The sequence below is a fragment of the Kitasatospora sp. NPDC059722 genome (assembly GCF_042733235.1).
In the GTDB taxonomy this organism is placed as follows: domain Bacteria; phylum Actinomycetota; class Actinomycetes; order Streptomycetales; family Streptomycetaceae; genus Kitasatospora.
The window spans coordinates 115887-139231 of the sequence record NZ_JBHWGD010000002.1 but is presented as its reverse complement, the minus strand read 5'-3'; the positions used below and the strand labels follow the sequence as shown (position 1 = coordinate 139231).

The 23345-nt window shown below is 75.4% G+C and carries 17 protein-coding genes; 12 read left to right on the top strand and 5 right to left on the bottom strand.

The window, feature by feature from the left end; translation table 11 throughout:
• Window positions 1-62 precede the first annotated feature (62 nt).
• Genes ACFV4F_RS01865 through aroC form a run of 4 tightly spaced genes read left to right on the top strand, consistent with a single transcriptional unit; the run spans window position 63 to window position 5125 of the window.
• Window positions 63-722: an isochorismatase family protein gene (locus tag ACFV4F_RS01865; protein WP_380444594.1), complete on the top strand. Its 660-nt coding sequence runs from the start codon at window positions 63-65 to the stop codon at window positions 720-722.
• 29 nt (window positions 723-751) lie between these two features.
• Window positions 752-2644: an anthranilate synthase family protein gene (locus ACFV4F_RS01860; RefSeq protein ID WP_380500097.1), complete on the top strand. Its 1893-nt coding sequence runs from the start codon at window positions 752-754 to the stop codon at window positions 2642-2644.
• A 25-nt stretch (window positions 2645-2669) separates the two neighbouring features.
• Window positions 2670-3944, top strand: coding sequence for a 3-phosphoshikimate 1-carboxyvinyltransferase (aroA, locus tag ACFV4F_RS01855; RefSeq protein ID WP_380500096.1), 1275 nt, complete (start codon window positions 2670-2672; stop codon window positions 3942-3944).
• Complete coding sequence (gene aroC, locus ACFV4F_RS01850) at window positions 3941-5125, top strand: chorismate synthase (protein WP_380500095.1); 1185 nt, start codon at window positions 3941-3943, stop codon at window positions 5123-5125. Before aroA ends, aroC begins: the two co-directional genes overlap by 4 nt.
• A 96-nt stretch (window positions 5126-5221) precedes the next feature.
• On the opposite strand, the gene ACFV4F_RS01845 is transcribed toward aroC, so the two are convergent.
• A complete protein-coding gene (locus ACFV4F_RS01845) occupies window positions 5222-6133 on the bottom strand; it encodes an FAD-dependent monooxygenase (protein ID WP_380500094.1) in 912 nt (303 codons plus the stop codon).
• Between the two features lie 52 nt (window positions 6134-6185).
• Window positions 6186-6932, bottom strand: coding sequence for an FAD-dependent monooxygenase (locus tag ACFV4F_RS01840; protein ID WP_380500093.1), 747 nt, complete (start codon window positions 6930-6932; stop codon window positions 6186-6188).
• A 103-nt stretch (window positions 6933-7035) separates the two neighbouring features.
• On the opposite strand from ACFV4F_RS01840, the gene ACFV4F_RS01835 reads away from it, so the two are divergent.
• Window positions 7036-7647, top strand: a complete 612-nt coding sequence (locus tag ACFV4F_RS01835) for a TetR/AcrR family transcriptional regulator (protein WP_380500091.1) — start codon at window positions 7036-7038, stop codon at window positions 7645-7647.
• Between the two features lie 27 nt (window positions 7648-7674).
• Here the strand turns inward: ACFV4F_RS01835 and ACFV4F_RS01830 are convergent, their stop codons facing one another.
• Entirely contained in the window at window positions 7675-8124 is a 450-nt protein-coding gene (locus ACFV4F_RS01830; RefSeq protein WP_380500090.1) for a hypothetical protein, read from the bottom strand.
• A gap of 228 nt (window positions 8125-8352) precedes the next feature.
• Here ACFV4F_RS01830 and ACFV4F_RS01825 point away from each other — a divergent pair, with 228 nt between their 5' ends.
• Window positions 8353-9024, top strand: a complete 672-nt coding sequence (locus tag ACFV4F_RS01825; RefSeq protein WP_380500089.1) for a hypothetical protein — start codon at window positions 8353-8355, stop codon at window positions 9022-9024.
• A gap of 60 nt (window positions 9025-9084) precedes the next feature.
• Here the strand turns inward: ACFV4F_RS01825 and ACFV4F_RS01820 are convergent, their stop codons facing one another.
• Complete coding sequence (locus ACFV4F_RS01820; RefSeq protein WP_380500088.1) at window positions 9085-9435, bottom strand: heavy-metal-associated domain-containing protein; 351 nt, start codon at window positions 9433-9435, stop codon at window positions 9085-9087.
• 250 nt (window positions 9436-9685) lie between these two features.
• Between ACFV4F_RS01820 and ACFV4F_RS01815 the strand changes: the two genes are divergently transcribed.
• The 5 genes from ACFV4F_RS01815 (at window position 9686) to ACFV4F_RS01795 (ending at window position 16721) form a co-directional block, all read left to right on the top strand.
• The gene (locus ACFV4F_RS01815) at window positions 9686-11932 is read left to right on the top strand and encodes a heavy metal translocating P-type ATPase (protein WP_380500087.1); all 2247 of its coding nucleotides are present in this window, start codon (window positions 9686-9688) and stop codon (window positions 11930-11932) included.
• Between the two features lie 382 nt (window positions 11933-12314).
• A complete protein-coding gene (locus ACFV4F_RS01810; RefSeq protein ID WP_380500086.1) occupies window positions 12315-13379 on the top strand; it encodes an extracellular solute-binding protein in 1065 nt (354 codons plus the stop codon).
• Window positions 13376-14974 carry an ABC transporter permease gene (locus tag ACFV4F_RS01805; RefSeq protein WP_380500085.1) on the top strand — a complete coding sequence of 533 codons (1599 nt, stop codon included), beginning with the start codon at window positions 13376-13378 and terminating at the stop codon, window positions 14972-14974. Before ACFV4F_RS01810 ends, ACFV4F_RS01805 begins: the two co-directional genes overlap by 4 nt.
• The gene (locus ACFV4F_RS01800; RefSeq protein ID WP_380500084.1) at window positions 14971-15987 is read left to right on the top strand and encodes an ABC transporter ATP-binding protein; all 1017 of its coding nucleotides are present in this window, start codon (window positions 14971-14973) and stop codon (window positions 15985-15987) included. Before ACFV4F_RS01805 ends, ACFV4F_RS01800 begins: the two co-directional genes overlap by 4 nt.
• Window positions 15988-16088: 101 nt before the next feature.
• Window positions 16089-16721, top strand: coding sequence for a hypothetical protein (locus ACFV4F_RS01795; protein WP_380500083.1), 633 nt, complete (start codon window positions 16089-16091; stop codon window positions 16719-16721).
• Here the strand turns inward: ACFV4F_RS01795 and ACFV4F_RS01790 are convergent.
• Window positions 16685-18457: a hypothetical protein gene (locus ACFV4F_RS01790; RefSeq protein ID WP_380500082.1), complete on the bottom strand. Its 1773-nt coding sequence runs from the start codon at window positions 18455-18457 to the stop codon at window positions 16685-16687. The two genes, ACFV4F_RS01795 and ACFV4F_RS01790, sit on opposite strands and share 37 nt — an antisense overlap.
• A 208-nt stretch (window positions 18458-18665) precedes the next feature.
• Between ACFV4F_RS01790 and ACFV4F_RS01785 the strand changes: the two genes are divergently transcribed.
• Window positions 18666-23336: a hypothetical protein gene (locus ACFV4F_RS01785; RefSeq protein WP_380500081.1), complete on the top strand. Its 4671-nt coding sequence runs from the start codon at window positions 18666-18668 to the stop codon at window positions 23334-23336.
• Window positions 23337-23345: the final 9 nt, after the last annotated feature.

Sequence of the window (23345 nt, the reverse complement as noted above, 5' to 3'; positions counted from 1 at the left end):
GCCACCCCCCAAGCCCCCACGCAGCCTCCCCAAGCAGCGGGCTGCCCAGTGAAAGGACGACCATGGCGGGCCTTCCGTCCATCGACCCCTACCCGATGCCCTCCGAGAGCGACCTGCCGGCCAACACCGCGCGCTGGACGGTCGACCCCGACCGGGCGGTCCTGCTGATCCACGACATGCAGCGCTACTTCCTGAGGCCGTTCCCGGCGAGCGAATCCCCCGGGCGGCCCCTGGTGCAGAACACCGCGCTGCTGCGCGAGGAGTTCGCGGCGCTCGGCGCCCCGGTCGCCTACACGGCGCAGCCGGGCGGCATGACCGCCGAGCAGCGCGGCCTCCTCAAGGACTTCTGGGGGCCCGGCATGGAGGTGTCGCCGGAGGACCGGCAGGTCGTCGACCCGCTCGGACCCGGGCCGTCCGACTGGGTGTTCACCAAGTGGCGCTACAGCGCGTTCCACAAGTCGGACCTGCTGGAGCGGATGCGCGCCCACGGCCGGGACCAGCTCGTCGTCTGCGGCGTGTACGCCCACGTCGGAGTGCTGATGACGGCCGTGGAGGCCTTCACCAACGACATCCAGACCTTCCTGGTCGCCGACGCGGTGGCCGATTTCTCGGAGGCCTACCACCGGCTGGCGCTCACCTACGCGGCGGAGCGCTGCGCGGTGGTCACCTCGACCAAGTCCGTGCTCGCCGGGCTCGCCCCGTCCGTGGGGGCGGCCCGGTGAGCCGGCCGGCAGAACGGGAGGAGAGCCCGATGGGGGCGGACCTGCTGGACCGGGTGCTCACCGGGGCCCCCGGTGCCTACGCCCTGCTGTACCGCCCCGAGGCGGCCGGGCCGGACGTGATCGAGGTGCTGCTCGGCGAGGCGTCCGCGGTGGACACGCTCGCCGGGATCCCCGTGCCGGACGCACCGGGGTCCGCCGCCGCGCACGGGGGTGCCCGGCACGAGGTGCTGGCCGTCGTCCCGTACCGGCAGATCACCGAACGCGGCTTCGCCGGCGTGGACGACGGCGCGCCGCTGATCACGCTCGCGGTCGCCGAGCAGGCCGCCCTGCCGCTCGCCCACGTGCTGCGCAGGCTGCCGAACGACCCGATCACCCTGGCCGGCGGCCGCTTCGACGTGGACGACGAGACGTACGCGGCCACCGTGCGCCGGGTCATCGACCGGGAGATCGGCAACGGCGAGGGCGCGAACTTCGTCATCAAGCGCTCGTTCGTCGCCGAGATCACCGACTACACGCCGCGCAGCGCCCTGTCGTTCTTCCGGCGCCTGGTGGAGCGCGAGTCCGGCGCCTACTGGACCTTCCTGGTCCGGGCCGGCGACCGCACCTTCGTCGGCGCCAGCCCGGAGCGGCACGTCAGCCTGCGCGACGGCACCGCCGTGATGAACCCGATCAGCGGCACCTACCGGTATCCGGCGGCCGGCCCCGACCTGGCGGGCGTCATGGCCTTCCTCGCGGACCGGAAGGAGGCCGACGAGCTCTACATGGTGGTGGACGAAGAGCTGAAGATGATGGCCCGGATCTGCGAGCGGGGCGGCCGCGTCGTCGGCCCCCACCTCAAGGAGATGGCCCGGCTCGCGCACACCGAGTACTTCATCGAGGGCAGGACCTCCCACGACGTCCGGGACATCCTGCGCGAGACGATGTTCGCCCCCACCGTCACCGGCAGCCCGCTGGAGAGCGCCTGCAAGGTGATCAGCCGGTACGAGCCCGAGGGACGGGGCTACTACAGCGGCGTGATGGCGCTGATCGGCCACGACGAGGACGGCGCCCGCACCATGGACTCGGCCATCCTGATCCGCACCGCCGACATCGACCGCGGCGGCCTGGTGCGGATCGGGGTCGGCGCGACCCTGGTGCGGCACTCCGACCCGCAGAGCGAGGTCGCCGAGACCCGGGCCAAGGCGGCCGGGCTGCTGGCCGCGCTCGAAGCCGGCGGCACCGGCCGGTTCGCCGATCACCCCCGGGTCCGCGAGGCGCTGGAGCAGCGCAACGCCGGCATCGCCGACTTCTGGCTGCGGGAGAGCGCGGACGGGGCGGACGGGGTCGCGGAGCTGGCCGGCCGCAGCGTGCTGATCGTGGACGCCGAGGACACCTTCACCTCGATGATCGGCCACCAACTCGCCTCCATGGGCCTGGAGGTGACGGTCCGGCGGTTCGACGAGCCGTACGACGTCGACGACCACGACCTGGTCGTGATGGGCCCGGGCCCCGGCGACCCGCGGGACACCGGCCACCCCAAGATCGCCCACCTGCGGGCCGCGGTCTCCCGGCTCCTGCGGGAGCAGCGGCCGTTCCTCGCGGTCTGCCTCAGCCACCAGGTGCTGTCCACGCTGCTCGGCCTCGAACTGGCCCGGCGGGACGTGCCCAACCAGGGCGTCCAGACGGAGATCGACCTGTTCGGCGCGCGCGAGCGGGTCGGCTTCTACAACACGTTCGCCGCGCGGAGCGACGAGGACAAGATCACGCACCCCGAGTTCGGCGTCGTCGAGCTCAGCCGGGACGCCGCCACCGGCGAGGTGCATGCGCTGCGGGGCCGGGGCTTCGCGTCGATGCAGTTCCACGCCGAGTCGGTGCTCACCCGGGACGGCGTGCGCATCGTCGCCGGCCTACTGACCGAGGTGGTGCGCTCGTGCGACCGCTGACCGGACCGGCCCGGGGGGTGCACCGGTGACGGCTCCCGCCGGCCCCGCGCTCACCGCCCGGATCCCGGGCTCCAAGAGCATCACCAACCGGGTCCTGCTGCTCGCCGCGGCCGCCACCGGCACCAGCCGGCTGCGGGCACCGCTGACCAGCGACGACACGCTCGCCTTCCGGACCGCGCTGACCGACCTGGGCGTGCCCGTCGCAACCGGCCCGCAGGACGGCGAATGGCGGGTCACCGGGATCGGCGGGGGCCCGTCCGGCGGCGCCACGATCCGGTGCGCCGACGCCGGGACCGCCGCCCGGTTCCTGCCCCCGTTCGCCGCGACCGGCCGGGGCCGCTACCTCTTCGACGGCTCCGACCAGTTGCGCGCCCGCCCGCTGCGCCCGCTGGCCGACGCCCTGCGACGCCTCGGCGCGGACGTCCGCGCCGCCGGAAGCGGCGGCCTGCCACTGCTGGTGGACGCCGACGGGCTGCGCGGCGGTGAGCTCGCCGTGGACGGCCGGCACAGCAGCCAGTTCCTGAGCGGTCTGCTGATGGCGGCGCCGCTGCTGGACACCCCGCTGACCGTGACCGTGCGGGACCTGGTCAGCCGGCCGTACATCGACATGACCGTCGCGCTGATGCGCCGCTTCGGCGCCCGGGTGACCGAGGAGGCCCCCGGGGTCATCGGGATCGGCACCGGCGGCTACACCGCGACCGACCTGGCGATCGAACCGGACGCCTCGACGGCCTCGTACGTCTTCGCCGCCGCCGCGGTCACCGGGCGCGCGGTCACCGTCCCGGGCCTGGGCCGCGACAGCCTCCAGGGCGACCTCGGCTTCGTCGAGGTGCTGCGCACGGCGGGCGCCCGGGTCGAGGTCGGCGCGGACGCGACGACGGTCACCGGTAGCGGGCGGCTGCGCGGCGGCTTCGAGGTCGACATGGGCGCGATCTCGGACACCTTCATGACGCTGGCCGCGATCGCGCCGCTGGCCGACGCGCCGATCACGATCCGCGGCATCGCCCACGCGCGCCTCAAGGAGTCGGACCGGATCGAGGCGGTCGCCGGGAACCTGGCCGCCTGCGGCGTGACGGTCGAGACGGCCCAGGACCGGATCACCGTGCATCCGGGGCCGGTCCGGCCGGCCCGGATCAGGTGCCACCGCGACCACCGGATCGCGATGGCGTTCTCCGTCCTCGGGCTGCGCGCGCCCGGGATCGAGCTCGACGACCCCTCGTGCGTGACCAAGACCTTTCCCGGCTTCCACGCCGAACTGCGCCGGCTGTTCCCGGCACCTCTGGAAGGAGAACGACGTTGACCGGGCTGCGCTGGCTGACGGCGGGGGAGTCGCACGGCCCCGCACTGGTCGCGACGCTGGAGGGCCTGCCCGCTGGTGTACCGGTCACCACCGCCGTGGTGGCCGACGCGCTGGCGCGTCGCCGGCTCGGTTACGGTCGTGGCGCGCGGATGAAGTTCGAGCGGGACGAGGTGACGTTCCTCGGCGGTGTCCGGCACGGTCTGACCATGGGCAGCCCGGTGGCGGTCATGGTCGGCAACACGGAGTGGCCGAAGTGGGAGCAGGTCATGTCGGCCGACCCGGTCGATCCCGAGGTGCTGGCGGGCCTGGCCCGCAACGAGGCGCTGACCCGTCCGCGTCCGGGCCACGCCGATCTGGCGGGCATGCAGAAGTACTCGATCGAGGAGGCCCGTCCGATCCTGGAGCGGGCGAGTGCCCGTGAGACGGCGGCCCGGGTCGCGCTGGGCGCGGTGGCCCGCGCGTACCTGAAGGAGACGTGCGGGATCGAGATCGTCAGCCACGTGGTGGAGCTGGCCGCGGCGAAGGCGCCGGCCGGTGTGCTGCCGCTGCCGTCGGACGAGGCGCGGCTGGACGCGGACCCGGTGCGCTGCCTGGACGCGGATGCGTCGAAGGCGATGGTCGCGGAGATCGACCAGGCGCACCGGGACGGTGACACGCTCGGTGGTGTGGTCGAGGTGCTGGCGTACGGGGTGCCGGTGGGTCTGGGTTCGCATGTGCACTGGGACCGGCGTCTGGACGCGCGGCTGGCGGCTGCGTTGATGGGGATCCAGGCGATCAAGGGCGTCGAGGTCGGGGACGGCTTCGAGCTGGCCCGGGTGCCGGGGTCGAAGGCGCACGACGAGATCGTCCCGACGGCGGAGGGTGTGAAGCGCACCTCCGGCCGCTCGGGCGGCACCGAGGGCGGGTTGTCGACGGGTGAGCTGCTGCGGGTGCGTGCGGCGATGAAGCCGATCGCGACGGTGCCGCGGGCGTTGCAGACGCTGGACGTGCGTACGGGTGAGCCGGCGAAGGCGCATCACCAGCGCTCCGACGTCTGCGCGGTGCCGGCCGCGGGCATCGTCGCGGAGGCGATGGTCGCGCTGGTGCTGGCCGACGCGGTCAACGAGAAGTTCGGCGGCGACCACGTCTCGGAGACGCGCCGCAACGTGCAGGGCTACCTCGACCACCTGATCATCCGATGATGAGCGAGCGACCAGAAGAAGAGGCCCCTTGGCGAAGCCACCGGCCGAGCGAAGCGAGGGCCGGGGGTGATTCGCCCGTCGTCGCGCTGGTGTCGGTCAGATGGCGAACTGGCGCAGGTGGTGGCGGAGTTGCTCGGCGTCGGGGGTGCCCGCCGTCAGGGTGACGTAGCCGTCCGGGCGGACGAGGACGGTGGCGTCGCCGGTGAGGCCGTAGGCGCGGCGCGCGTGGCCGTCCGGGTCCTGGACGGCGGCCTCGCGGAGGCCGGGGAGCGGGGGGAGGAGCGGCGGGCCGGGGCGGTCGGTGAACCTCAGCAGGGTGAAGTGCGCTCCGCGGAACAGGTCGAACAGGCGGGTGGGGCCGTCGGTGGTGCGGCAGGGGGCGTCGGGGGCGCGGTCGCCGGCGCGGATGCCGGTGGCGTCGTCGAGGTCGCGGCCGAGCGGGCCGCCGCGGTAGCCGAGGGAGAGGCCGGTGAAGTCGCCGCCCGCGGTGGCCGTCAGGTCGGCGAACTGGGCGGCCAGGGCCCGGGCTCCGCCGTCCGAGAAGAGCGTGCGGTGCTGGGCGGAGGTGGCGGCGAGGACGGCGCGGGCGACGGGCAGGCGCTCGGCCTCGTAGCTGTCGAGGAGGGCGTCCGGGGCGCCGCGCAGCGTGGCGGCGAGTTTCCAGGCCAGGTTGTGGGCGTCCTGGATGCCGGTGTTCATGCCCTGTCCGCCGGCCGCGGAGTGGCAGTGCGCGGCGTCGCCGGCGAGCAGGATCCGGCCGCTGCGGTAGCGCTCGACCATGCGGACGGTGGGGCGCCAGGTGCTCGCCCAGGTGAGGTCGTGGAGGGTGACGCCGGGCAGGCCGGCGCGCTCGGCGAAGACGCGGCGGAAGGTGTCGAGGGTGGGCGCGGGCAGCACGCCGTCCTCGTCGGGGATGACGGCGGCGTGGACGGCCCACGTGTCGTCCTGGCGCAGCGGCACGATGGCGAGGGCGCCGGCGCCGAACCGGGCGTCGTTCCAGATGTGCATCCGGTCGGGGGCGAGGCCGGGGGGGGGGGTGGTCGGCGGGATGATGCGCTCCTCATCCCCGGAGACGCCGAGTACGGTGCAGCCGGGGAGCGGGCGGTCGGTGGTGCGCCCGCCCGCGCGCCACGCGGGCCCCCGCCCCGCCCCGGGCCTCGGTCCAGATGTGCCTCCGGTCGGGGGCGAGGCCGTCGATGCGCATCGACGCCATGATGAACCGCTCCTCCTCCCAGGTCTCGCCGAGGAACGGGATGCCGGTGAGCTTGCGGACGGTGCTGCGCCCGCCGTCGCAGCCGACGACGTACCGTGCGCGGATCGCGGAGGTGCCGGCGTCGGAACGGCGGAGTGTCGCGAGCACGCCTTCGCCGTCCTGGGCGCAGTCCACGAGTTCCGTCCCGAGCTCGACCTTCCCGCCGTGCTCCGCGAGCCGGTCGCGCAGCACCGCCTCGGTGTGGTGCTGCGCGAGCAGGACCATGCCGGCGTACGGGCGGTCGGGCGTCGCGGTGTTGGCGGCGACCGGGTCGACCTCGTGGACGACCCGACTGCCTTCGTACGTGCGGAGCTTGGGGTTCAGCAGGCTGCGGGCGAGGATCCCGTCGGCGGCGCCGAGGTCGTCGAGCACCTCCAGCGTCCTCGGGTTGACCCCCTTGCCGCGCACGCCGCGGTCGCGGAAGTCCGGGTCGCGTTCGACGATCCGGCAGTCGACGCCCGCGCGGGCCAGGCCGACGGCGAGCGCGAGGCCCACCGGTCCGGCGCCGACGACGAGGACGTCGGTGGTTTCGACCTGTGTTTCGGAGCCAGGCATGGCGGTCTCCCTCGGGTACGGGCCCATAAGATACGGCGCGTTTCTTGCTTCCGACTGTAGACTGGCCCCCATAAGAAACGCAACGTATCTACGGGATCCGGTGATGGGCAGAGCAGCGGTGGGCGGGGTGGAAGTCGGCCGGGCGTCACGCCGGCGGGGCGACGAGCTTGAGCGCGCGATCCTCGACGCGGTGTGGGCGGAACTGGCCGAGCACGGCTACGACCGGCTCACCATGGACGGCGTCGCCGCGCGCGCCCGGACCAGCAAGCCGGTCCTCTACCGCCGGTGGCCCAATCGGCCCGCCCTCGTCATCGCCGCGCTCGGCCGCAACGCCCCCGACTTCCAGGAACCGCCGGACACCGGCGAGTTGAGGGCCGACCTGGCCGCCTTCCTGCTCAGCCTGCTGCACCGCTTCGACGACCTGCCCACGGACGCCGTTCACGGCTTCCTCATCGACCTGATGCGCGACCCCGAGCTGCGCGCGCGGTTCCGCGCCGGGCTGACGGCCTTCGGGGCGGTGGACGCGCTGGAGGCGATGATGCGCCGCGCCGCCGACCGCGGGCAGATCAACGCCGCGCGCATCAACCCGCGCACGGCCTCCCTCCCGCTCGACCTCCTGCGCGACGCGTTCCTCCTGGGCGGCGGCGTGCCGTCGGATCAGGTCGTCGACGAGATCCTCGACGACGTCGTCCTACCCCTGCTCAAGGCGCCGTAGCGCGCGGGGAGTTCAACGGGGGAGGGCTCAACCCGCCCGCAGGGCCGCGAGTTCGACGGCGTGGTCCTGCCAGGCGTACAGCCGGTCGCCGACCAGGGCCGCGTCGTAGCTGCCGCAGCTCGCCGTCGCCTTGGCGCGCGTGTCGCCGGGGAACCAGGCCGCCGTCAGGTTGACGCCGCCGCGCGGTTCGCCCGGGGTGCAGCCCTCGGGCAGCCGGCCGTCGGGGACGGTGGCGGCCAGCAGACGGTCGTAACCCGTGGTGGACATACGGTAGTTGACGGTCGTCGCGCTGTCGGGGAGCCAGGCCGGCATCGACGTGCGGTCGGCCTTCGCCTTGGCGCCGGTGGCGTAGGCGGACTCCTCGACGTGCCGGCCCTCCCGCAGGCCGTTCAGGGTCGGGACGGCGAAGGCGGCGAGTGCGCCGAGTCCGATCAGGGCCGCCGCGCCGCCGATCACCGCGTTTCGTCGGATGGCCATGGGTCACGCTCCTGGGTGTGGGGGCCGGTGTTGGCCTCTCCATCCTCGGTGGCGCGCCGGACGGCGTCCGTGCACCTCAGGTGCCGGACCGGCTCCCACCGTGGTCGTACGGAAGGGTGCGGGACCCCTGGGGGAAAGGGCGGGGGATGTCGGGGTTCCGGCCCCGGGCCGCTCGTTGTTTGGCATCATCCCGAGGGGGAGCAGGGGGTGGCGAGGACGGTGGGGGACGTGAGGGACGCACGGCCGCGGCGCGCATGGCGGACGGCCCTCGTGGTGCTGGCGCGCGGGGTGCTCCTCGTGATCGGCCTGTGCGCGGTCGGGTTCGGCATCGAGCGGACCGTCGCCGTGAACCAGGACGTGGGCGCGTACACCCGCGCCCCCGTCTGCAGCACCGGCAACCCGCCGGCGGGGTCGGTCTGCGTGCGGCTGGAGAGCGGCCGGGTGACGGACCGGTGGGTGGGCCGCAGCGGGGACTCGACCACCCACAACCTCACGGTGGCGCGCGAGTCGGATCCCGGGGGCAAGGACTACGACGTCGGCGAGGCGTTCTACGACGACGCGGACGTCGGCACGTACGTGCAGCTGAAGGTCTGGCGGGGCGACGTCGCCCAAGTCGAGTACCGGGGCCACAAGTCGGTGTTCCCGCAATTCCGCTTCGGCCTCCTGGCGTTGCTCGCGCTGCTGATCGCCGTGGGCACCGGCCTGGTGGTGGCCGGTCTGCCGGGGATCGACGAGGACGTCCGGTGGCTCGGGGGCGTGGGCCTGGTGCCGTTCTTCTTCGCGGGGTGGGTGTTCGACCTGTTCTTCGGTGCCGTCCACCTGCCGCTCGCCGTGGCGATCGCGCTGATCACCGGCGCCTGGCTGGCCATGACGGCGGGCGCGGTGAAGCTCGCCCACTGAGTCGCCTCGATGCGGCGGTCCGGGGGCCGACGCGTCGTGGTGCGGTGCGGGTGCCGATCGTCAGCCGTCGAGGCGGCCGGCGAGGTCGTAGCCGGCCTCGTCGATCGCGGCGGCGACGGCCTCGTCGGCGAGCGGCGCGGTGGCCTCGACGGTGACGCGGCCGGTGGCGAGGTCCACGGCGACGTCGGTGACGCCGTCGATCTTCTTCAGCTCGGCGGTCACGGACGAGACGCAGTGGCCGCAGGTCATGCCCTGCACCTGGAAGACCGCGCGGCCCGCGACGGCGACGGCGGGGGCCGGGGCGGCCGCGGCGCCGGTGCCGCACGAGCCGCAGCAGGAGGAGGCGGTCGCCCCGGCGGCTGACGGGTCGATGGTGGCGGTGGCCTTGCTCATGGTCTGGCCGGTGTTCATGACGCTCTCTCCTCGGGACTCGGGATGGGCGCCGGGCCGGCGCCGGTCTGTTCGACGCCGCCGAGTTAATACCCCCATGGGGTATCGAGTCAAGACGTTCCCGTGCTCCAGAAATACCCATGGGGGGTATCCGGCGACGTCTTGCGGCAGGTACCCCCCAGGGGTATAAAGGAATCCGGCGCCGCCCCGGCGTCACCGGATACCCCTCCCGGGTACCGATCCCGCAGCGCCACGGACGCGAGGAGCAACGATGAGCACGCAGGCACCCGCCTCCACGGAGGTGGAACTCTCGATCGGCGGCATGACGTGCGCATCGTGCGCCGCGCGGATCGAGAAGAAGCTCAACCGGATGGACGGGGTCTCGGCGAGCGTCAACTACGCCACCGAGAAGGCGAAGGTCAGCTTCGAGGGCACGGTCGAGGTCGCCGACCTGATCGCCACCGTCGAGGCGACCGGCTACACCGCCGCCCTTCCGAAGCCCCCGGCCGTCGTCGGCCCCGCCGCCGGCGAGGACACCGGTGAAGCCGAAGAGCTGGCGCCGCTGCGCCAGCGGCTGATCACCGCGGTGGCGCTGGCCGTCCCGGTGATCGCGATGGCGATGGTGCCGGCCCTGCAGTTCGACAACTGGCAGTGGCTGTCGCTGACCCTCGCCGCCCCGGTGGTCACCTACGCCGCCTGGCCGTTCCACCGGGCCGCGTTCACCAACGCCCGGCACGGCGCCGCGACGATGGACACCCTGGTCTCGCTCGGCACCGGCGCCGCGTTCCTGTGGTCGCTGTGGGCGCTGTTCTTCGGCACGGCCGGCATGCCGGGCATGCGGCACGGGTTCGAGCTGACCATCGGCCGCAGCGACGGCGCGGGCAACATCTACCTGGAGGCGGCGGCCGGCGTCACCGCCTTCATCCTGGCCGGCCGCTACTTCGAGGCCCGCTCGAAGCGGACCGCCGGGGCGGCGCTCAAGGCGCTGCTGGAGCTCGGGGCGAAGGACGTGGCGGTGCTCCGGGCCGGCCGCGAGGTGCGGGTTCCGATCGCCGAACTCGCGGTGGGGGACCGGTTCGTGGTCCGTCCCGGCGAGAAGATCGCCACCGACGGCGTCGTGGTCGAGGGCGCGTCCGCCGTGGACGCGTCGATGCTCACCGGCGAGTCCGTCCCGGTCGAGGTCGCCGCCGGCGACGCCGTCACCGGTGCCACCGTCAACGCGGGCGGCCGGCTCGTCGTCGAGGCGACCAGGGTCGGCGCGGACACCCAGCTCTCCCGCATGGCCAAGCTGGTGGAGGGCGCGCAGAACGGGAAGGCCGCCGCCCAGCGCCTCGCCGACCGGATCTCGGCGGTCTTCGTGCCGGTCGTGATCACCCTCGCGATCGCGACCCTCGGCTACTGGCTCGGCACCGGCGAGGGCTGGACCGCCGCCTTCACCGCCGCCGTCGCCGTGCTGATCATCGCCTGCCCGTGCGCCCTGGGCCTGGCCACCCCGACCGCGCTGCTGGTCGGCACCGGCCGCGGCGCCCAGCTCGGCGTGCTGATCAAGGGCCCGGAGGTGCTGGAGTCCACCCGCAAGGTCGACACCGTCGTCCTCGACAAGACCGGCACCGTCACCACCGGCCGGATGACCCTGCTCGCCGTGCACACCGCCGAGGGCGTCACCGAGGCCGAGGCGCTGCGCCTGGCCGGCGCCCTGGAGCACGCCTCCGAGCACCCGATCGCCCGGGCGATCGCCACCGCCGCCGCGAAGGCGGGCGAACTGCCGCCGGTCGAGGGCTTCGAGAACGTCCCCGGCCTCGGCGTCCAGGGCGTCGTCGACGGCCACGCGGTGGTCGCCGGCCGGGAGGCGCTGCTGAACGAGTGGGCCCAGTACCTGCCCGAGGGCCTCGCCGCGGCCAAGCGGACCGCCGAGGCGGCCGGGCGGACGGTGATCGCGGTCGGCTGGGACGGCGAGGCCCGGGCCGTCCTGGAGGTGGCCGACGCGGTCAAGCCGACCAGCGCGGCCGCCATCGCCGAACTGCGCCGCCTGGGCCTGACCCCGGTGCTGCTCACCGGTGACAACCGGGCGGTGGCCGAGGCCGTCGCCGCCGAGGTCGGGATCGCGCCGGAGCACGTGATCGCCGAGGTCATGCCGCAGGACAAGGTGGACACCGTCAAGCGCCTCCAGGCCGAGGGCAAGGTCGTCGCGATGGTCGGCGACGGCGTCAACGACGCGGCCGCGCTGGCCCGGGCCGACCTGGGCCTGGCGATGGGCACCGGCACCGACGCCGCCATCGAGGCCGGCGACCTGACCCTGGTCCGCGGGGACCTGATGGCCGCCGCCGACGCGATCCGGCTCTCCCGCCGGACCCTGGCGACGATCAAGGGCAACCTGTTCTGGGCCTTCGGCTACAACGTCGCCGCCCTGCCGCTCGCGGCGGCCGGGATGCTCAACCCGATGATCGCGGGCGCCGCGATGGCCTTCTCCTCGGTCTTCGTGGTCGGCAACAGCCTCCGGCTCCGCCGCTTCCGCTGATCCGCGCGACCGCTTGTGGCAAGGGCCCCGGAACCTCCTGGTTCCGGGGCCCTTTGGCAGGGCCGGACCGTCCCGGTACGACCGGCTGCCGGTCACGCAAGGTAGCCACCCTCCGGGAGCCCCCGGCTGACGATCCGTCGTACACCCTCGCTCTGACCTGCGCTTGAAGGCCGGTTTGCCCGGCCTTGGCGGTTTGTCCACCGAAGCGCGACCCGGACGAGACCGGGTCGAGATGTGACGCTCCGAAACTTGTTAGGCAAGCCTTCCCTGCCCTAGGTTCTCGTGCCGTCAGGCCACCGCAGCCAGCGTCCCGACGGCCCGAACCGGGCCGTGGAGGCGTGCGTACGGCCGAAACCCCCGCCACCTCGGAGGAGCCCTCACCATGCCCGGAACCGTCCGGCCCCTCGCGGCCCTGTCCCTCGTCGCCGCCTGCGCCCTCGCCCTCACGGCGTGCGGCAGCTCCGGCTCCAGTGGCTCCGACGGCTCTCCCGCTCCCTCCGGCACGGCCCTCGCGGGCCAGACCGTCACCCTCTACAGCGGTCAGCACGAGCAGACCGTCAAGGCGCTGACCGACGACTTCACCAAGCGCACCGGGATCAAGGTCGAGCTGCGCTCCGGCGACGAGGCCGAGCTCGCCAACCAGATCCTCCAGGAGGGCACCGCCTCCCCGGCCGACGTCTTCTACGCCGAGAACCCGCCCGCCCTGACCGTCCTCGACGACAAGGGCCTGCTCGCCCCGGTCGCCGCCGACACCCTCAAGGCGGTCCCGGCCACGGACAGCTCGCCGAAGGGCGACTGGGTCGGCATCTCGGCCCGCACCTCCGCCTTCCTCACCGCCACCGGCAAGGGCGCCGACACCGCGCCGCCCGCCTCCGTCCTGGACCTCGCCAAGCCCGAGTGGAAGGGCCGGCTCGGCATCGCCCCCAGCGAGACCGACTTCGCCCCCGTCGTCACCCAGGTCCTCAAGGCCAAGGGCGAGGACGCCGCCAAGCAGTGGCTCAAGGGCCTCAAGGACAACGCCAAGGTCTACGACAGCAACGAGACCCTGTCCGCCGCGATCAACAGCGGCGAGGTCGAGGGCGGCGTCATCGACCACTACTACTTCTACCGGATGCGCGACGAGAAGGGCGCGGGCGGCACCCACAGCACCCTGCACTACTTCCCCAAGGGCGACCCGGGCTCCCTCGTCGACGTCTCCGGCGCCGCCGTGCTGAAGAGCGGCAAGCACCAGGCCGCCGCCCAGGCCCTCCTCGCCTACCTCGCGAGCGCCCCGGCCCAGACCGTCATCGCGAACTCCGCGAGCTACGAGTACCCGCTCGTCACCGGCGTCCAGGGCAAGCCCGACCTGCCCGCCCTGGACGGCATCGGCACCGTCGCCGACCCGGCCCAGCTCGGCGACGGCAAGCAGGCGCTGTCGCTGCTCCAGGACGCCGGTCTGCTCCAGTGACCGCACCCGTCCGTGCCGACGGCCCGTCCCCGCTCCGGCGGTGGCGGGCCACCGGCCTGTCCGCGTCCGCGCGGTGGCGGGCCGCCGGCCTGCTCGCGCCCGTCGCGGTGGCCGTCGTCGCCGTCGTCGCCTCGCCGCTCGGCTTCGTCGTCGCCCAGGCCGCGCAGGGCGGGTGGGACCAGGCCCGGCGCCTCCTCGGCCGCCCGCTGATCGCGACCCTGCTGTGGCACACCGTCACCCTGGCCGCCGCCGTCACCTTCCTCACCGCCGTCCTCGGCTTCGGCGCCGCCTACCTGGTCGAACGCACCACCCTGCCCGGCCGCCGCGCCTGGACCGTCGCGCTCGCCCTGCCGCTCGCCGTGCCGGAGTTCGTCCGCGGCTACTCCTGGGTCTCGCTGTTCCGCTCCGTGCACGGCTACTGGGGCGCGGTGCTCGTGATGACCTGCTCGCTCTACCCGCTCGTGTTCCTGCCCGTGGCGGCGGCCCTGCGGCACGGCGACGCCGCCGCCGAGGAGGTCTCCCGCTCGCTCGGCCGCGGCCGCCTCGCCACCCTGTGGCGCGTCACCCTCCCGCTCACCCGGCCCGCCCTGGCCGGCGGCGTCCTGCTCGTCTCGCTCTACCTGCTCGGCGAGTACGGCGCGTTCGCGATGCTGCGCTACACCACCTTCGCCACCGCCGTCTTCACCCAGTACAAGCTCGGCTTCGACGCCGCCTCCGCCTCCCTGCTCACCCTCGTGCTGGTGGCGCTCGCGCTGCTGCTCGTCGGCCTGGAGGCCTGGGCCGGACGGAACGCCCGCGTCACCCGGCACGGCGCCGTCGCCCGCACCGCGCGGCCCGTGCGCCTCGGCCGGTGGACGGCGCCGGCGCTGGCCGGCCTCACGGCGCTCGTCGGGGTCGCGCTCGGCGTGCCGGTGTACGCGCTCGGGTACTGGCTGGTGAAGGGCAGTTCGACGACCCTGCCCTCCGCGTCGGTCGTCGGCGCGACCCTCGCCACCCTCGGGTACGCGCTCGGCGCCGCCCTCGTCGCCACCGCGGCGGCGGTCCCCGTCGCCCTGTACGCGTGGCGGCGCGGCAGCAGGCCCGCGCTGCTCGTGGAGCGCGCCGCCTACCTCACCCGGGCGCTGCCCGGCATCGCGGTCGCCCTGTCGGTCGTGTTCTTCGCCGTCCGCTACGCCCAACCCCTGTACCAGCAGCCGCCGATGCTCGTCGCCGGGTACGTCGTGCTGTTCTTCCCGCTCGCCCTCACCGCCGTCCGCGCCGCCCTCGCCCAGGTGCCGCCCGGCGTCGAGGAGGCCGCCCGCTCGCTCGGCACCCGGCCGCTCGCCGTGCTCGCACGCGTCACCCTGCCGCTCGTCCTGCCCGGACTCGGAACGGCCGTCGCGATGGTCGGCCTCACCGCCTCCACCGAGCTGACCGCGACCCTGCTGCTGCGTCCCACCGGCACCCAGACCCTGGCCACCCAGTTCTGGGTGTACACCAGCGGACTCGCGTACGGGGCCGCGGCGCCGTACGCGGCCCTCATGGTCGCGCTGTCCGTCCCGTCCGTGCTCCTGCTGACCCACCGCACCCTCGGCCGCCCAGGGAAGAACTCATGACCGGACTGTCCGTCGTCGATCTGCACGCCACCCACGGGCGCAGCCCGGTCCTCTCCGGCATCGACCTGAGCGTGGAGGAGGGCGCCCTCGCCTGCATCCTCGGGCCGTCCGGCTGCGGCAAGTCGACCCTGCTGCGGGTCGTGGCCGGCTTCCACCCGGCCGCCTCGGGCAGCGTCGTGCTGCACGGGCGGACGCTGGACGACGGGCGGAGCCGGGTCGCCGCCGAGCGCCGCAACATCGGCCTCGTCCCGCAGGACGGCGCGCTGTTCCCACACCTCACGGTGGCCGGGAACATCGGGTTCGGCCTGCCGCGAGCGGAGCGCCGCTCCCGCGTGGCCGAGTTGCTCGACCTGATCGGCCTCGCAGGCCTGGGCGACCGCCGCCCGCACCAGCTCTCCGGCGGGCAGCAGCAGCGCGTCGCCCTTGCCCGGGCACTGGCTCCTCGTCCTCAACTCCTGCTGCTGGACGAACCGTTCGCGGCCCTCGATGCCGCGCTGCGGGCCGAGTTGCGGCGCGAGGTTGCCTCGACCCTGCGGAAGGCCGGGACGACGGCGATCCTGGTCACCCACGACCAGGACGAGGCATTGGCCTTCGCCGACACCATCGCGGTGCTGCGCGAGGGCCGCATCGCCCAGGCTGGCACGCCGGACGTGTTGTACCACCGCCCGGCCGACGCCGCCGTGGCGCGCGTGCTGGGCGAGGCCAACCTGGTGCCGGCCACCCGCACCCCGTTCGGGGCCCTGGCCCTGGCGGAGCCCGCCTCCGTCACCTCTGGGACGCTGGCCCTGGTGCGCCCCCATCAACTCCGCCTGAGCGCCGAGGCTTCCCCCGACTCCGTCCGCGCCCACGTGGTGACGTCCGACTTCCGCGGCCACGACCACCGGATCGAACTCCGCCCCGAATCCGAAACCCTCCCGCCCACGTTGATCGCCTACACCCCCCACCCCTGGCCCCAGGGCGAGGCCTACGTCACCGTCGAGGGCCCGGCCCACGCCCTCCCGGACCAGGCCTGACGAGCCGGACGGCCGCTTCCGGCAGTGGAGTTGACGGACCGAGGGGTCGTGGCGGCGTTCGCCGCGGGCCGGTTGTCGGTGGGGCGTGGTACTCCTGTGGCATGGCGGTCAATGGGGCCGAGGCCGCGTTCGCGTCGGGGCGGGCGGCGCTCGGGGGCGGTGACGGCGGGGAGGTGGAGCGGTGCTTCGAACTGGCCGTCCGGCTGGGCGGTCCGGTGTACCTGTGGCGTGCGGCCGGTGCCTTCAACGACGCGTTCGACGGACGGGCGGCGGACTGGCAGCGCCGGGCCGTCGCGTCGCTGAGCGTGCCGGACGGGATCGTGGTCGACCCCGACACCCTGCCGATCGTCGTGTCGCAGGGGTATCCGGTCGACCAGGTGTGGCGGCTCGCCGTCCGGCACGGGGACGGCCCCCGGACGCTGGCCGCGCTCACGGCCGCTCGGGAGCGCCTGTACCGGGTCACCGAGGACGGGAGGGAGCTCGGTGAAGCCGAGTTCCGGGAGTTCTGCCAGGCTCCCGACTGCTACACGCCCAACGGCGTGACGCTGCGGCCGGATTCGCTCGAACTCTCCCTGAACTGCAAGGACGCCGTCATGCCGCTGATGGCCGCAGCCGTGCTCCGGGTCGTGGTCGAGGAGCTGACGGCCCACGGCGTCGGGACGGCCGGGCTATTCACGCCGCCGGCGGCCCGCAGGAGTCACTGGGGCGGCAGCGCCACCGCCTGCCAGCGGTAGGCCGTGTCCTCCTGCCAGCACTGCAGCTCGCCCTCGACCACGGCCGCCAGGCACAGCCGCCAGTCGTCCCCGACGGCCAGTGCGACGCGGGTCGCCGGGCGCAGGGTGGGGCGCCACCAGCGCGGGTGGCGGGCCGGGGTGGCCGTGCGCAGGCGGACGCCGCCCTCGCCGGCCAGGGCGAGCGTCGGCCCGCCGCGGTGGCCGGCCAGGGCGAGGGCGTGAGCGGGCTCGCCGTCGCCGACCTCGGGGGCGTGGCCGGCGGCGCCGAGGGTGTGCAGCTGGACGGAGCCGTCGGCGCGCAGCGTGGCGGCCTGCGGTCCCGCCGACGTGCGGGCGAGGGCGGCGGCGCGGAGTGGTCCGGACGGGCCGAGCGGCGTGGGGGCGGTGCCGGTGCCGGTGCGCCACCACAGGGCGCGGTCCCGGTGCTCGACGAGGACGAGCCACGCGCCGGGCCGCTCCTCGACGGCGGCGAGGACCCGGTCGGCGGGGCAGTCGGGCAGTTCGCGGCCGGTGAGGGTGCGCCCGGGGGCCCAGCGGAAGGACTGCAGCGCGCCGCCGGCGGCCGTCCAGACGGTCAGTTCGCCGGTGGCGTCGACGCCGCCCGCGAGGCCGGTGACGCCGCGCGCGGCCTCCCACCAGCCCGTCGTGGTGCCGACCCACAGGGTGCCGGTGCCGTCCTCGGCGCACAGGACGAGTTCACTGCGGAGCCCGGCCCGTCCGCACACCAACTCCCGTACGGCTTCCGGCCCCTGCCCGGGCGGAAGCCCTTGTGCGCCCGCCAGCAGGACGCCTCCGTCCGCCCGCGCGGCGGCGACCAGCGGGGTGCCGGCCGAACCCGGCAGCACGGCCAGGCCGGTCGTGCGGGGCCGCGGCCGGTGCGCGCGCAGCAGTTCGCGTCCGCGGGCGGCCCAGGGGCCGAGCGGGGCGGGGCGCCGGTCGGGGTCGCGGGCGAGCGGTTCGCAGGCCCAGTCGGCGAGTTCCTCGCCGTAGCCGGCGGCGAGGAGTTCGGCGCGGGCCTGTTCGACGGCCAGCCGGTGGTCGAGGCGGCCGTGGTCGGGCAGCAGGAGGGCGCGGGCCAGGGTGCCGACGGCGAACAGGTCCTTGGCGGTGGTCGGGAACCCGCCGACCTGCTCGGCCTCGGGCGGCACGTGCCCCGGGGTGAACACGGCGACGGTGAGGGTGTGGTCGAGCGGGGCGAGGAAGGTGAGGTCGATGAGCTTGACCTGGCCGGCCGCGTCGACGAGGACGTTGGCGGGGGAGATGTCGCGGTGCACCCAGCGCTTGCGGTGCAACTCGTCGACGATGCGGCACAGCCGCGCGAGCACCTCGGCCGCCGCCGAGGGCCCGGCGCGGTTCGCACCGGCCCAGGTGTGCAGCGGGACGCCGTCGACCCAGGGGGAGATCTGGTAGGCGAGCAGCCCGCTGGTGGGCGCGGAGCCGGGCCGGTGCGGGGAGGGGCCGAGGAGGAAGCTCGGTACGACGAGGTCGGTGATGCCGAGGCGGTGGGCGTTGTGCGAGACGTCGTCCCAGCGGCCGAGCCAGCGGCGGACCTCGGACGGGTCCCGTTCGAGCATGATCTTGGCGGCGACGAGCTCCTTGCGCCCGTTGTGGCCGGTACGAACGGCCCGCCACACCTCGGCCTCCCCGCCCCGGTGGTGGAATTCGAGGAGCTCGTACTGCTCGGGGTCGAACTCCGGCCCGAACCGGAGCCCGGGCACCCAACGCGACTCGGACACGCCACCCCCGTTTGCTGCCTGACGCCGGGCCACCGACGGCGGCCCGGCTGTTCGCGGTGCCCAGGATAGTGCTCGTTCCTGTTCGGCGGCCCCGCCGAGGGCCTATCCTGATGCTCGCCGAGCAACATCATGAAATAGCGTCAACTCATGATCGAACATGCCTATTTGATCATGATGGGGGCGGTCGGGGAGCACAGGGGGACGGTGCATGGCGCAGCTCGCGGTGGTGCTGATCGTGGTGGCACTGGCCGCTGTGGCGGGCGTCCTGGTGGTCCGCCGCCGGCGGGCGCTCGACCCGCAGGCGGTGGCGAAGGCCCTGGCCGGGGCGGCCGAGCGGCTCGCGGCCGGCAAGGCGCAGCAGGCCAGGCGGCGTTACGCGAAGCTGGCCGGCCGGCTCGCCGGGGCGCCCGGGGCGCTCTCGGAGCAGCGCGGCCTCGCCCTGCTCGGCCAGGCCGAGGCCACGGTCGCCATCGGTGACCCGCAGGCCGCCCTGGCCCTGCACCACGAGGCGTTCCCGCTGCTCGCCGACCCGGCCCGGCAATTGCCCCGGTGGAGCCTGCAACGCCTCGCCGAGGAGCGGATGTCGGCTGCGGCCGGCTCCCTCGCGCCGGTGCTCGCCTTCCTGCGGGCGACGGCCGGCGGCGCCGAGCCGGGCGCCGAGGCCCAGGCGGCGGCCCGGGCCCTGGACTGGCTCCAGCGCCTGTGCCACGACGGCCCGCCCGAGCAGCGCGACGGCGCCACCGCGGAGGTCCTCGCCGCCCTGCCGGGCCGGGACTGGCCAGTGCTGGCCCGGGCGGCCGTCCTGCGCGGCACCGAGCGCGCCGAGGAGGCCGAGGCCCTGCTCGCGTCGGCCGCGCCCGGTGGTGGCGGTGAACTGTGGTTCCGCTGGGGCGCGCAGCTCCTCGCCCTGCACCGGGACGCCCCCGCCGTCGCCGCCTTCGACGAGGCGCTGCGGCGCGCGCCGGGCGAGGCCTACCGGTGGTCCCGCGGACCCGCCCTGCGCGCCGAGAGCCTGCTGTTCCGCGGCCTGGCCCGCCAGCGGCTCGGTGAGACCGAGGCCGCCTGGGGCGACTTCCAGGCCGCCGCCGGCGAGGCCTCGTGGGACCCCCGCCCCCGCTACGCGCTCGGCCGCCTCGCGCTGCTGCTCGGCGCCGACGACCAGGCCGAGGAGCAGTTCACCGCCGCGCTCGCCGCCCAACCCGCCTTCGCCCCGGCCAGGTTCGGCCTGGCCCTGGTCCACGAGCGGGCCGACCGCGCCGCGGAGGCCGCCGCCGACTACCGCGCCGGTCTTGAGCTGGACTCCGGCTGGCGCCCGGCCCGCGTCCGGCTCGGCGCCGCCCTGCTCGCCGCCGGACGGACCGCCGAGGCCGAGCCGCTGCTGCGCGCCGAGGCGGGCGACGACTCCCGGTGGGGGCGGATCGCCGCGTTCCACCACGGCCTCGCCGGCGTCCGCTCCGGCGACCTGACGAGCGCGCTGACCGCCTTCGAGTGGCTGCGCGACGGCGACCTGCGCACGTGGCTGGCCGTCGTCCGCGACCGGCTGGCCCGGCGGAGCCTGGCCACCGACCCCACCGCGGCGCGCGAGCTGTGGCAGCGGGCCGCCGACGACGACCCGCACGCGCCCGGCTACCGGCCCGCCCTGCGCGAGGCCGCGCTGCGCGAGGCGGCCCACCTGCTCGTCACGGGCCGCGACCGCCCCGAGGCGCGGACGCGCGCGGCCGAGGCGCTCGCCCTCGCGGACGGCCTCCCGGGCGCGGTCGGTGCCCGGCAGGGACGGCTGCGGGCCGCGCTCGCCCTGGCCGGGGGCGCGACGGAGACCCTGCCAGGCCTGATCGACGCCCACGCGGGCCCGCGCGACCGCTACCACCTGGCCGCCGCGGCGCTCCTGGCCGGCCGCCCGGTGCAGACGGTCGCCCTGCTCGCACCGCTGGACGCCGACCCGGCGGGCGACCCGGCCGTCGCCCGCCTGCGCGCGGCCCTCGCGGAGCGCGCCGGGAACTGGGCGACGGCGCTGGAGTGGCACCGGCACTTCCTGTCGGCGCCTGCGCCGCGCGTCGTTGTGCCCGCCGCCGGTTCGGGTGCGGTCCCGCCGCCGCGGGCGGTTCCGGGGGCGGCCGCGCCCGGTGCCGTTCCTGCGGTGCCGTCCGTCGGGTGCGCGATCTGCGGGCGTCGGGCGTCCGGTGTGTGCGGCGGCTGCGGGCGCGAGACGTGCGACGCGCACTTCGACCGCGCGGGCGAGGCGGGCGAGGCGCGCGGTACGGCGGGCGTGCCGCGCTGCGTCGGGTGCACCGGTGCGGCGGCGGACGGCGCCACGGCGGCTGTGCGCCCGGGCGCCGCTCCGGGCGTGGTCCCGGCCGTGCACGTCGTGGGCCCGGTGGCCGGCGGGCCGGTGAACCCGTACGTCACGGGACCGGTCGGGGCCGACGGCCCGACGCAGGGTGCTGCGCCGAACCCGTACGCGACGGGCCCGGTGACCGGCGGGCCGGTGAACCCGTACGTCACCGGACCGGTCGGGGCCGACGGCCCGACGCAGGGTGCTGCGCCGAACCCGTACGCCACCGGCCCGGTGGCGGGCGGTCCGGCCGCCCCTGCGCCTGCACCCGCGTCCGAACCGGTCCCCGCCCCGCCCGCCGACTGCCCCGTCTGCGAGGCCCCCGCCACCGGCTCGTGCGGCGGCTGCGGCCGGGAGGCGTGCGACGCGCACCTCTACCGGCCCGCCGACGCCGCCTCCCCGCGCTGCGTCCGCTGCGCCGGCCCCGCCCTGCGGGCCGTCCTGGACTGCGCGCGCCGCGCCGGTGTGCCCGAGCAGGCCGAGCCGGTGCTCGCCGCCTGGGCCGACGCGTTCGGCGACGGCGCCCCCGCCGCGCCCGTCCGGCTCGACCTCGCCCTGCTGCGTGCCGAACTCGGGCGGCTGGACGAGGCGTTGGCCGAGCTGCCGGAGGCGGCCGCCCGGGAGCGCGCCGCCGTGCTGGTCCGCCGCGCGGCGGGCCGCCTCGACGCGGGCGAGCCCGGTGCGGCCGCCGGTGACCTCCGCGAGGTCCTGCGGCTGTCGCCGGGCCACCCGCAGGCCGCCGCCACCCTCGGCATGCTGGCCGAGCACGAGGCCCATCGGCACGCCTTGGAGGGCCGTCGCTGGGAGGCCTGGAACGCCTACCACGCGCTGCTGCTCGCCGACCCGACCGACGCCCGCCTGCTGCACGCCCTCGGCCTCGCCGGGTACCGCCTGGCGACCGCGCCCGGTCCGGAGGGCGGGACCGCCGATCCGCAGGTCTGGCGCTGGACGATCGGCTGCCTGGCCGCCGCCCTGCACCTGCCCGCCCTGTGGGCCGAGTCCGCCCGGATCACCGGCCGCCCGGCCGAACCGGCGCGCGTCGCCGCCGCGCGCGCCGCGCTCGTCGAACGGCTGCGCGTCGACCTGCGCGCGCTCGACGAGGCCGAGGGCCGCACCGGCGAGGACGCGGCGAGCTGGACGCTCCGCCTCGCCATGGAGTCGCACTGCGCCGAGGCCTTCGTCCAGGCCGGCCTGACGGTCCGTCGGCCCGGACGGGCCACGGCCGGCCACCTCGCGCACGGTCCGACGCTGACCGGACTCCTCCGCTCGGCACCGGAACTCCCCTGGTGGGGCGAGCAGTTCGACCGGGCCGTACAGGGCTGGAAGCGCGCGTCCCGCCCCGAGCCGCATCCGCTCGACCAGGCGCTCGACCTGTTCGGACCCCTCGGCCCGCAGCGCTACCTCCTGATCCAGGGCTTCCAGTCCGCCGCCGTCGAGGCGCTGGACGCCGTACCGGAGGCGCAGCGCGACGACGCCTGGCGCGGCCTGCTGGTGGCGACCCTGGTCGACGAGGCCCGCGGGCACCACCGCAACCAGAACTGGCGCGAGGCCCTCGACTGCCTCACCCGCGCCCACGCCGTCCCCGGGGCCGCACTGCCCTCCGACGCGCCCGGCATCGCCGCCGAGTCCGGTCTGCGCGCGGCCCGCGCCCTGCTCAAGAGCAGCGACGACGACCAGCAGGGCGCGGCCGAACTCCTCGAACGCGCCCTGGCGCTGGCCCCCGACCACGCCGACGTGCGCAGCGACCTCGGCGCCACCTACGCCCAGTGGGCCCGGAAGATCAACAACGAGACCAAGGACTACCCCCGCGCCCTCACCCTGCTGCGCAAGAGCCTCACCCTCAACCCCGGCGACCAGACCGCCCGGCAGTTCCTCGCCGCCGCGCTCGGCAACCGGGCCAACCAGCTCACCCAGCCCGACGCCCCGGTCCGCCAGCTGGAAGAGGCCGTGGAGCTGTGGCGCGAGCTGATCGACCTCAACCCCGACCCGGACCACCGGCTCGGCCTCGCCTTCGCGCTGCGCCGCCTCGCGCTCACCGCGGCGCTGGCCGGCCGCAGCACGGTGGCGGTGTCCCGGATGACCGAAGCCCTGCGCGCCGACCCGGAGTTCACCGGCCGGGCCGAGACGGAGGCCCCGCGCCGGGTCGCCGTCATGCTGGCCAACCACATGCTGGACAACCTCCAGGACCGCCCCTTCGCCGAGCGCTCCGCGATGCTGCGCAAGGCGATGGAGTACGACGGCCAGGCCGCCGACGTCCGCAAGCTGGCCGTCAGCGTGTGGCGCAGCGAGGCCGTCGAGCAGTACGAGGCGAGGCGCTACCCCGGGGCCGTCCGGCTGCTGGAGGAGGCGCTGGGGCTGTCCGGCTCGGCGGAGGACACGGCGAAGCTGCACACCGAGCTCGGGATCGTCCTCAGTGCCCACGCCGTGGCCAGGGCCAACGCCCGCGCCTACCGGGAGGCCCGGCAGCTGATCAAGCAGGCCGTCGAGCACAACCCGCAGGACGCGGAACTGCGCGCCCTCCAGCGCAAGATCAACTCGCTGTACTGACCCGGCCGT

Excerpts from the sequence above, each read along its gene's own strand:
- ACFV4F_RS01830 (WP_380500090.1), bottom strand. The coding sequence starts at position 8,124 with ATGGCCATCCGACGAAACGCGGTGATCGGCGGCGCGGCGGCCCTGATC.
- ACFV4F_RS01840 (WP_380500093.1), bottom strand. The coding sequence starts at position 6,932 with ATGCCTGGCTCCGAAACACAGGTCGAAACCACCGACGTCCTCGTCGTC.
- ACFV4F_RS01800 (WP_380500084.1), top strand. The coding sequence starts at position 14,971 with ATGACCGGACTGTCCGTCGTCGATCTGCACGCCACCCACGGGCGCAGC.
- ACFV4F_RS01845 (WP_380500094.1), bottom strand. The coding sequence starts at position 6,133 with ATGCACATCTGGAACGACGCCCGGTTCGGCGCCGGCGCCCTCGCCATC.
- ACFV4F_RS01815 (WP_380500087.1), top strand. The coding sequence starts at position 9,686 with ATGAGCACGCAGGCACCCGCCTCCACGGAGGTGGAACTCTCGATCGGC.
- ACFV4F_RS01810 (WP_380500086.1), top strand. The coding sequence starts at position 12,315 with ATGCCCGGAACCGTCCGGCCCCTCGCGGCCCTGTCCCTCGTCGCCGCC.
- ACFV4F_RS01820 (WP_380500088.1), bottom strand. The coding sequence starts at position 9,435 with ATGAACACCGGCCAGACCATGAGCAAGGCCACCGCCACCATCGACCCG.
- ACFV4F_RS01795 (WP_380500083.1), top strand. The coding sequence starts at position 16,089 with ATGGCGGTCAATGGGGCCGAGGCCGCGTTCGCGTCGGGGCGGGCGGCG.
- ACFV4F_RS01785 (WP_380500081.1), top strand. The coding sequence starts at position 18,666 with ATGGCGCAGCTCGCGGTGGTGCTGATCGTGGTGGCACTGGCCGCTGTG.
- ACFV4F_RS01835 (WP_380500091.1), top strand. The coding sequence starts at position 7,036 with ATGGGCAGAGCAGCGGTGGGCGGGGTGGAAGTCGGCCGGGCGTCACGC.
- ACFV4F_RS01865 (WP_380444594.1), top strand. The coding sequence starts at position 63 with ATGGCGGGCCTTCCGTCCATCGACCCCTACCCGATGCCCTCCGAGAGC.
- ACFV4F_RS01860 (WP_380500097.1), top strand. The coding sequence starts at position 752 with ATGGGGGCGGACCTGCTGGACCGGGTGCTCACCGGGGCCCCCGGTGCC.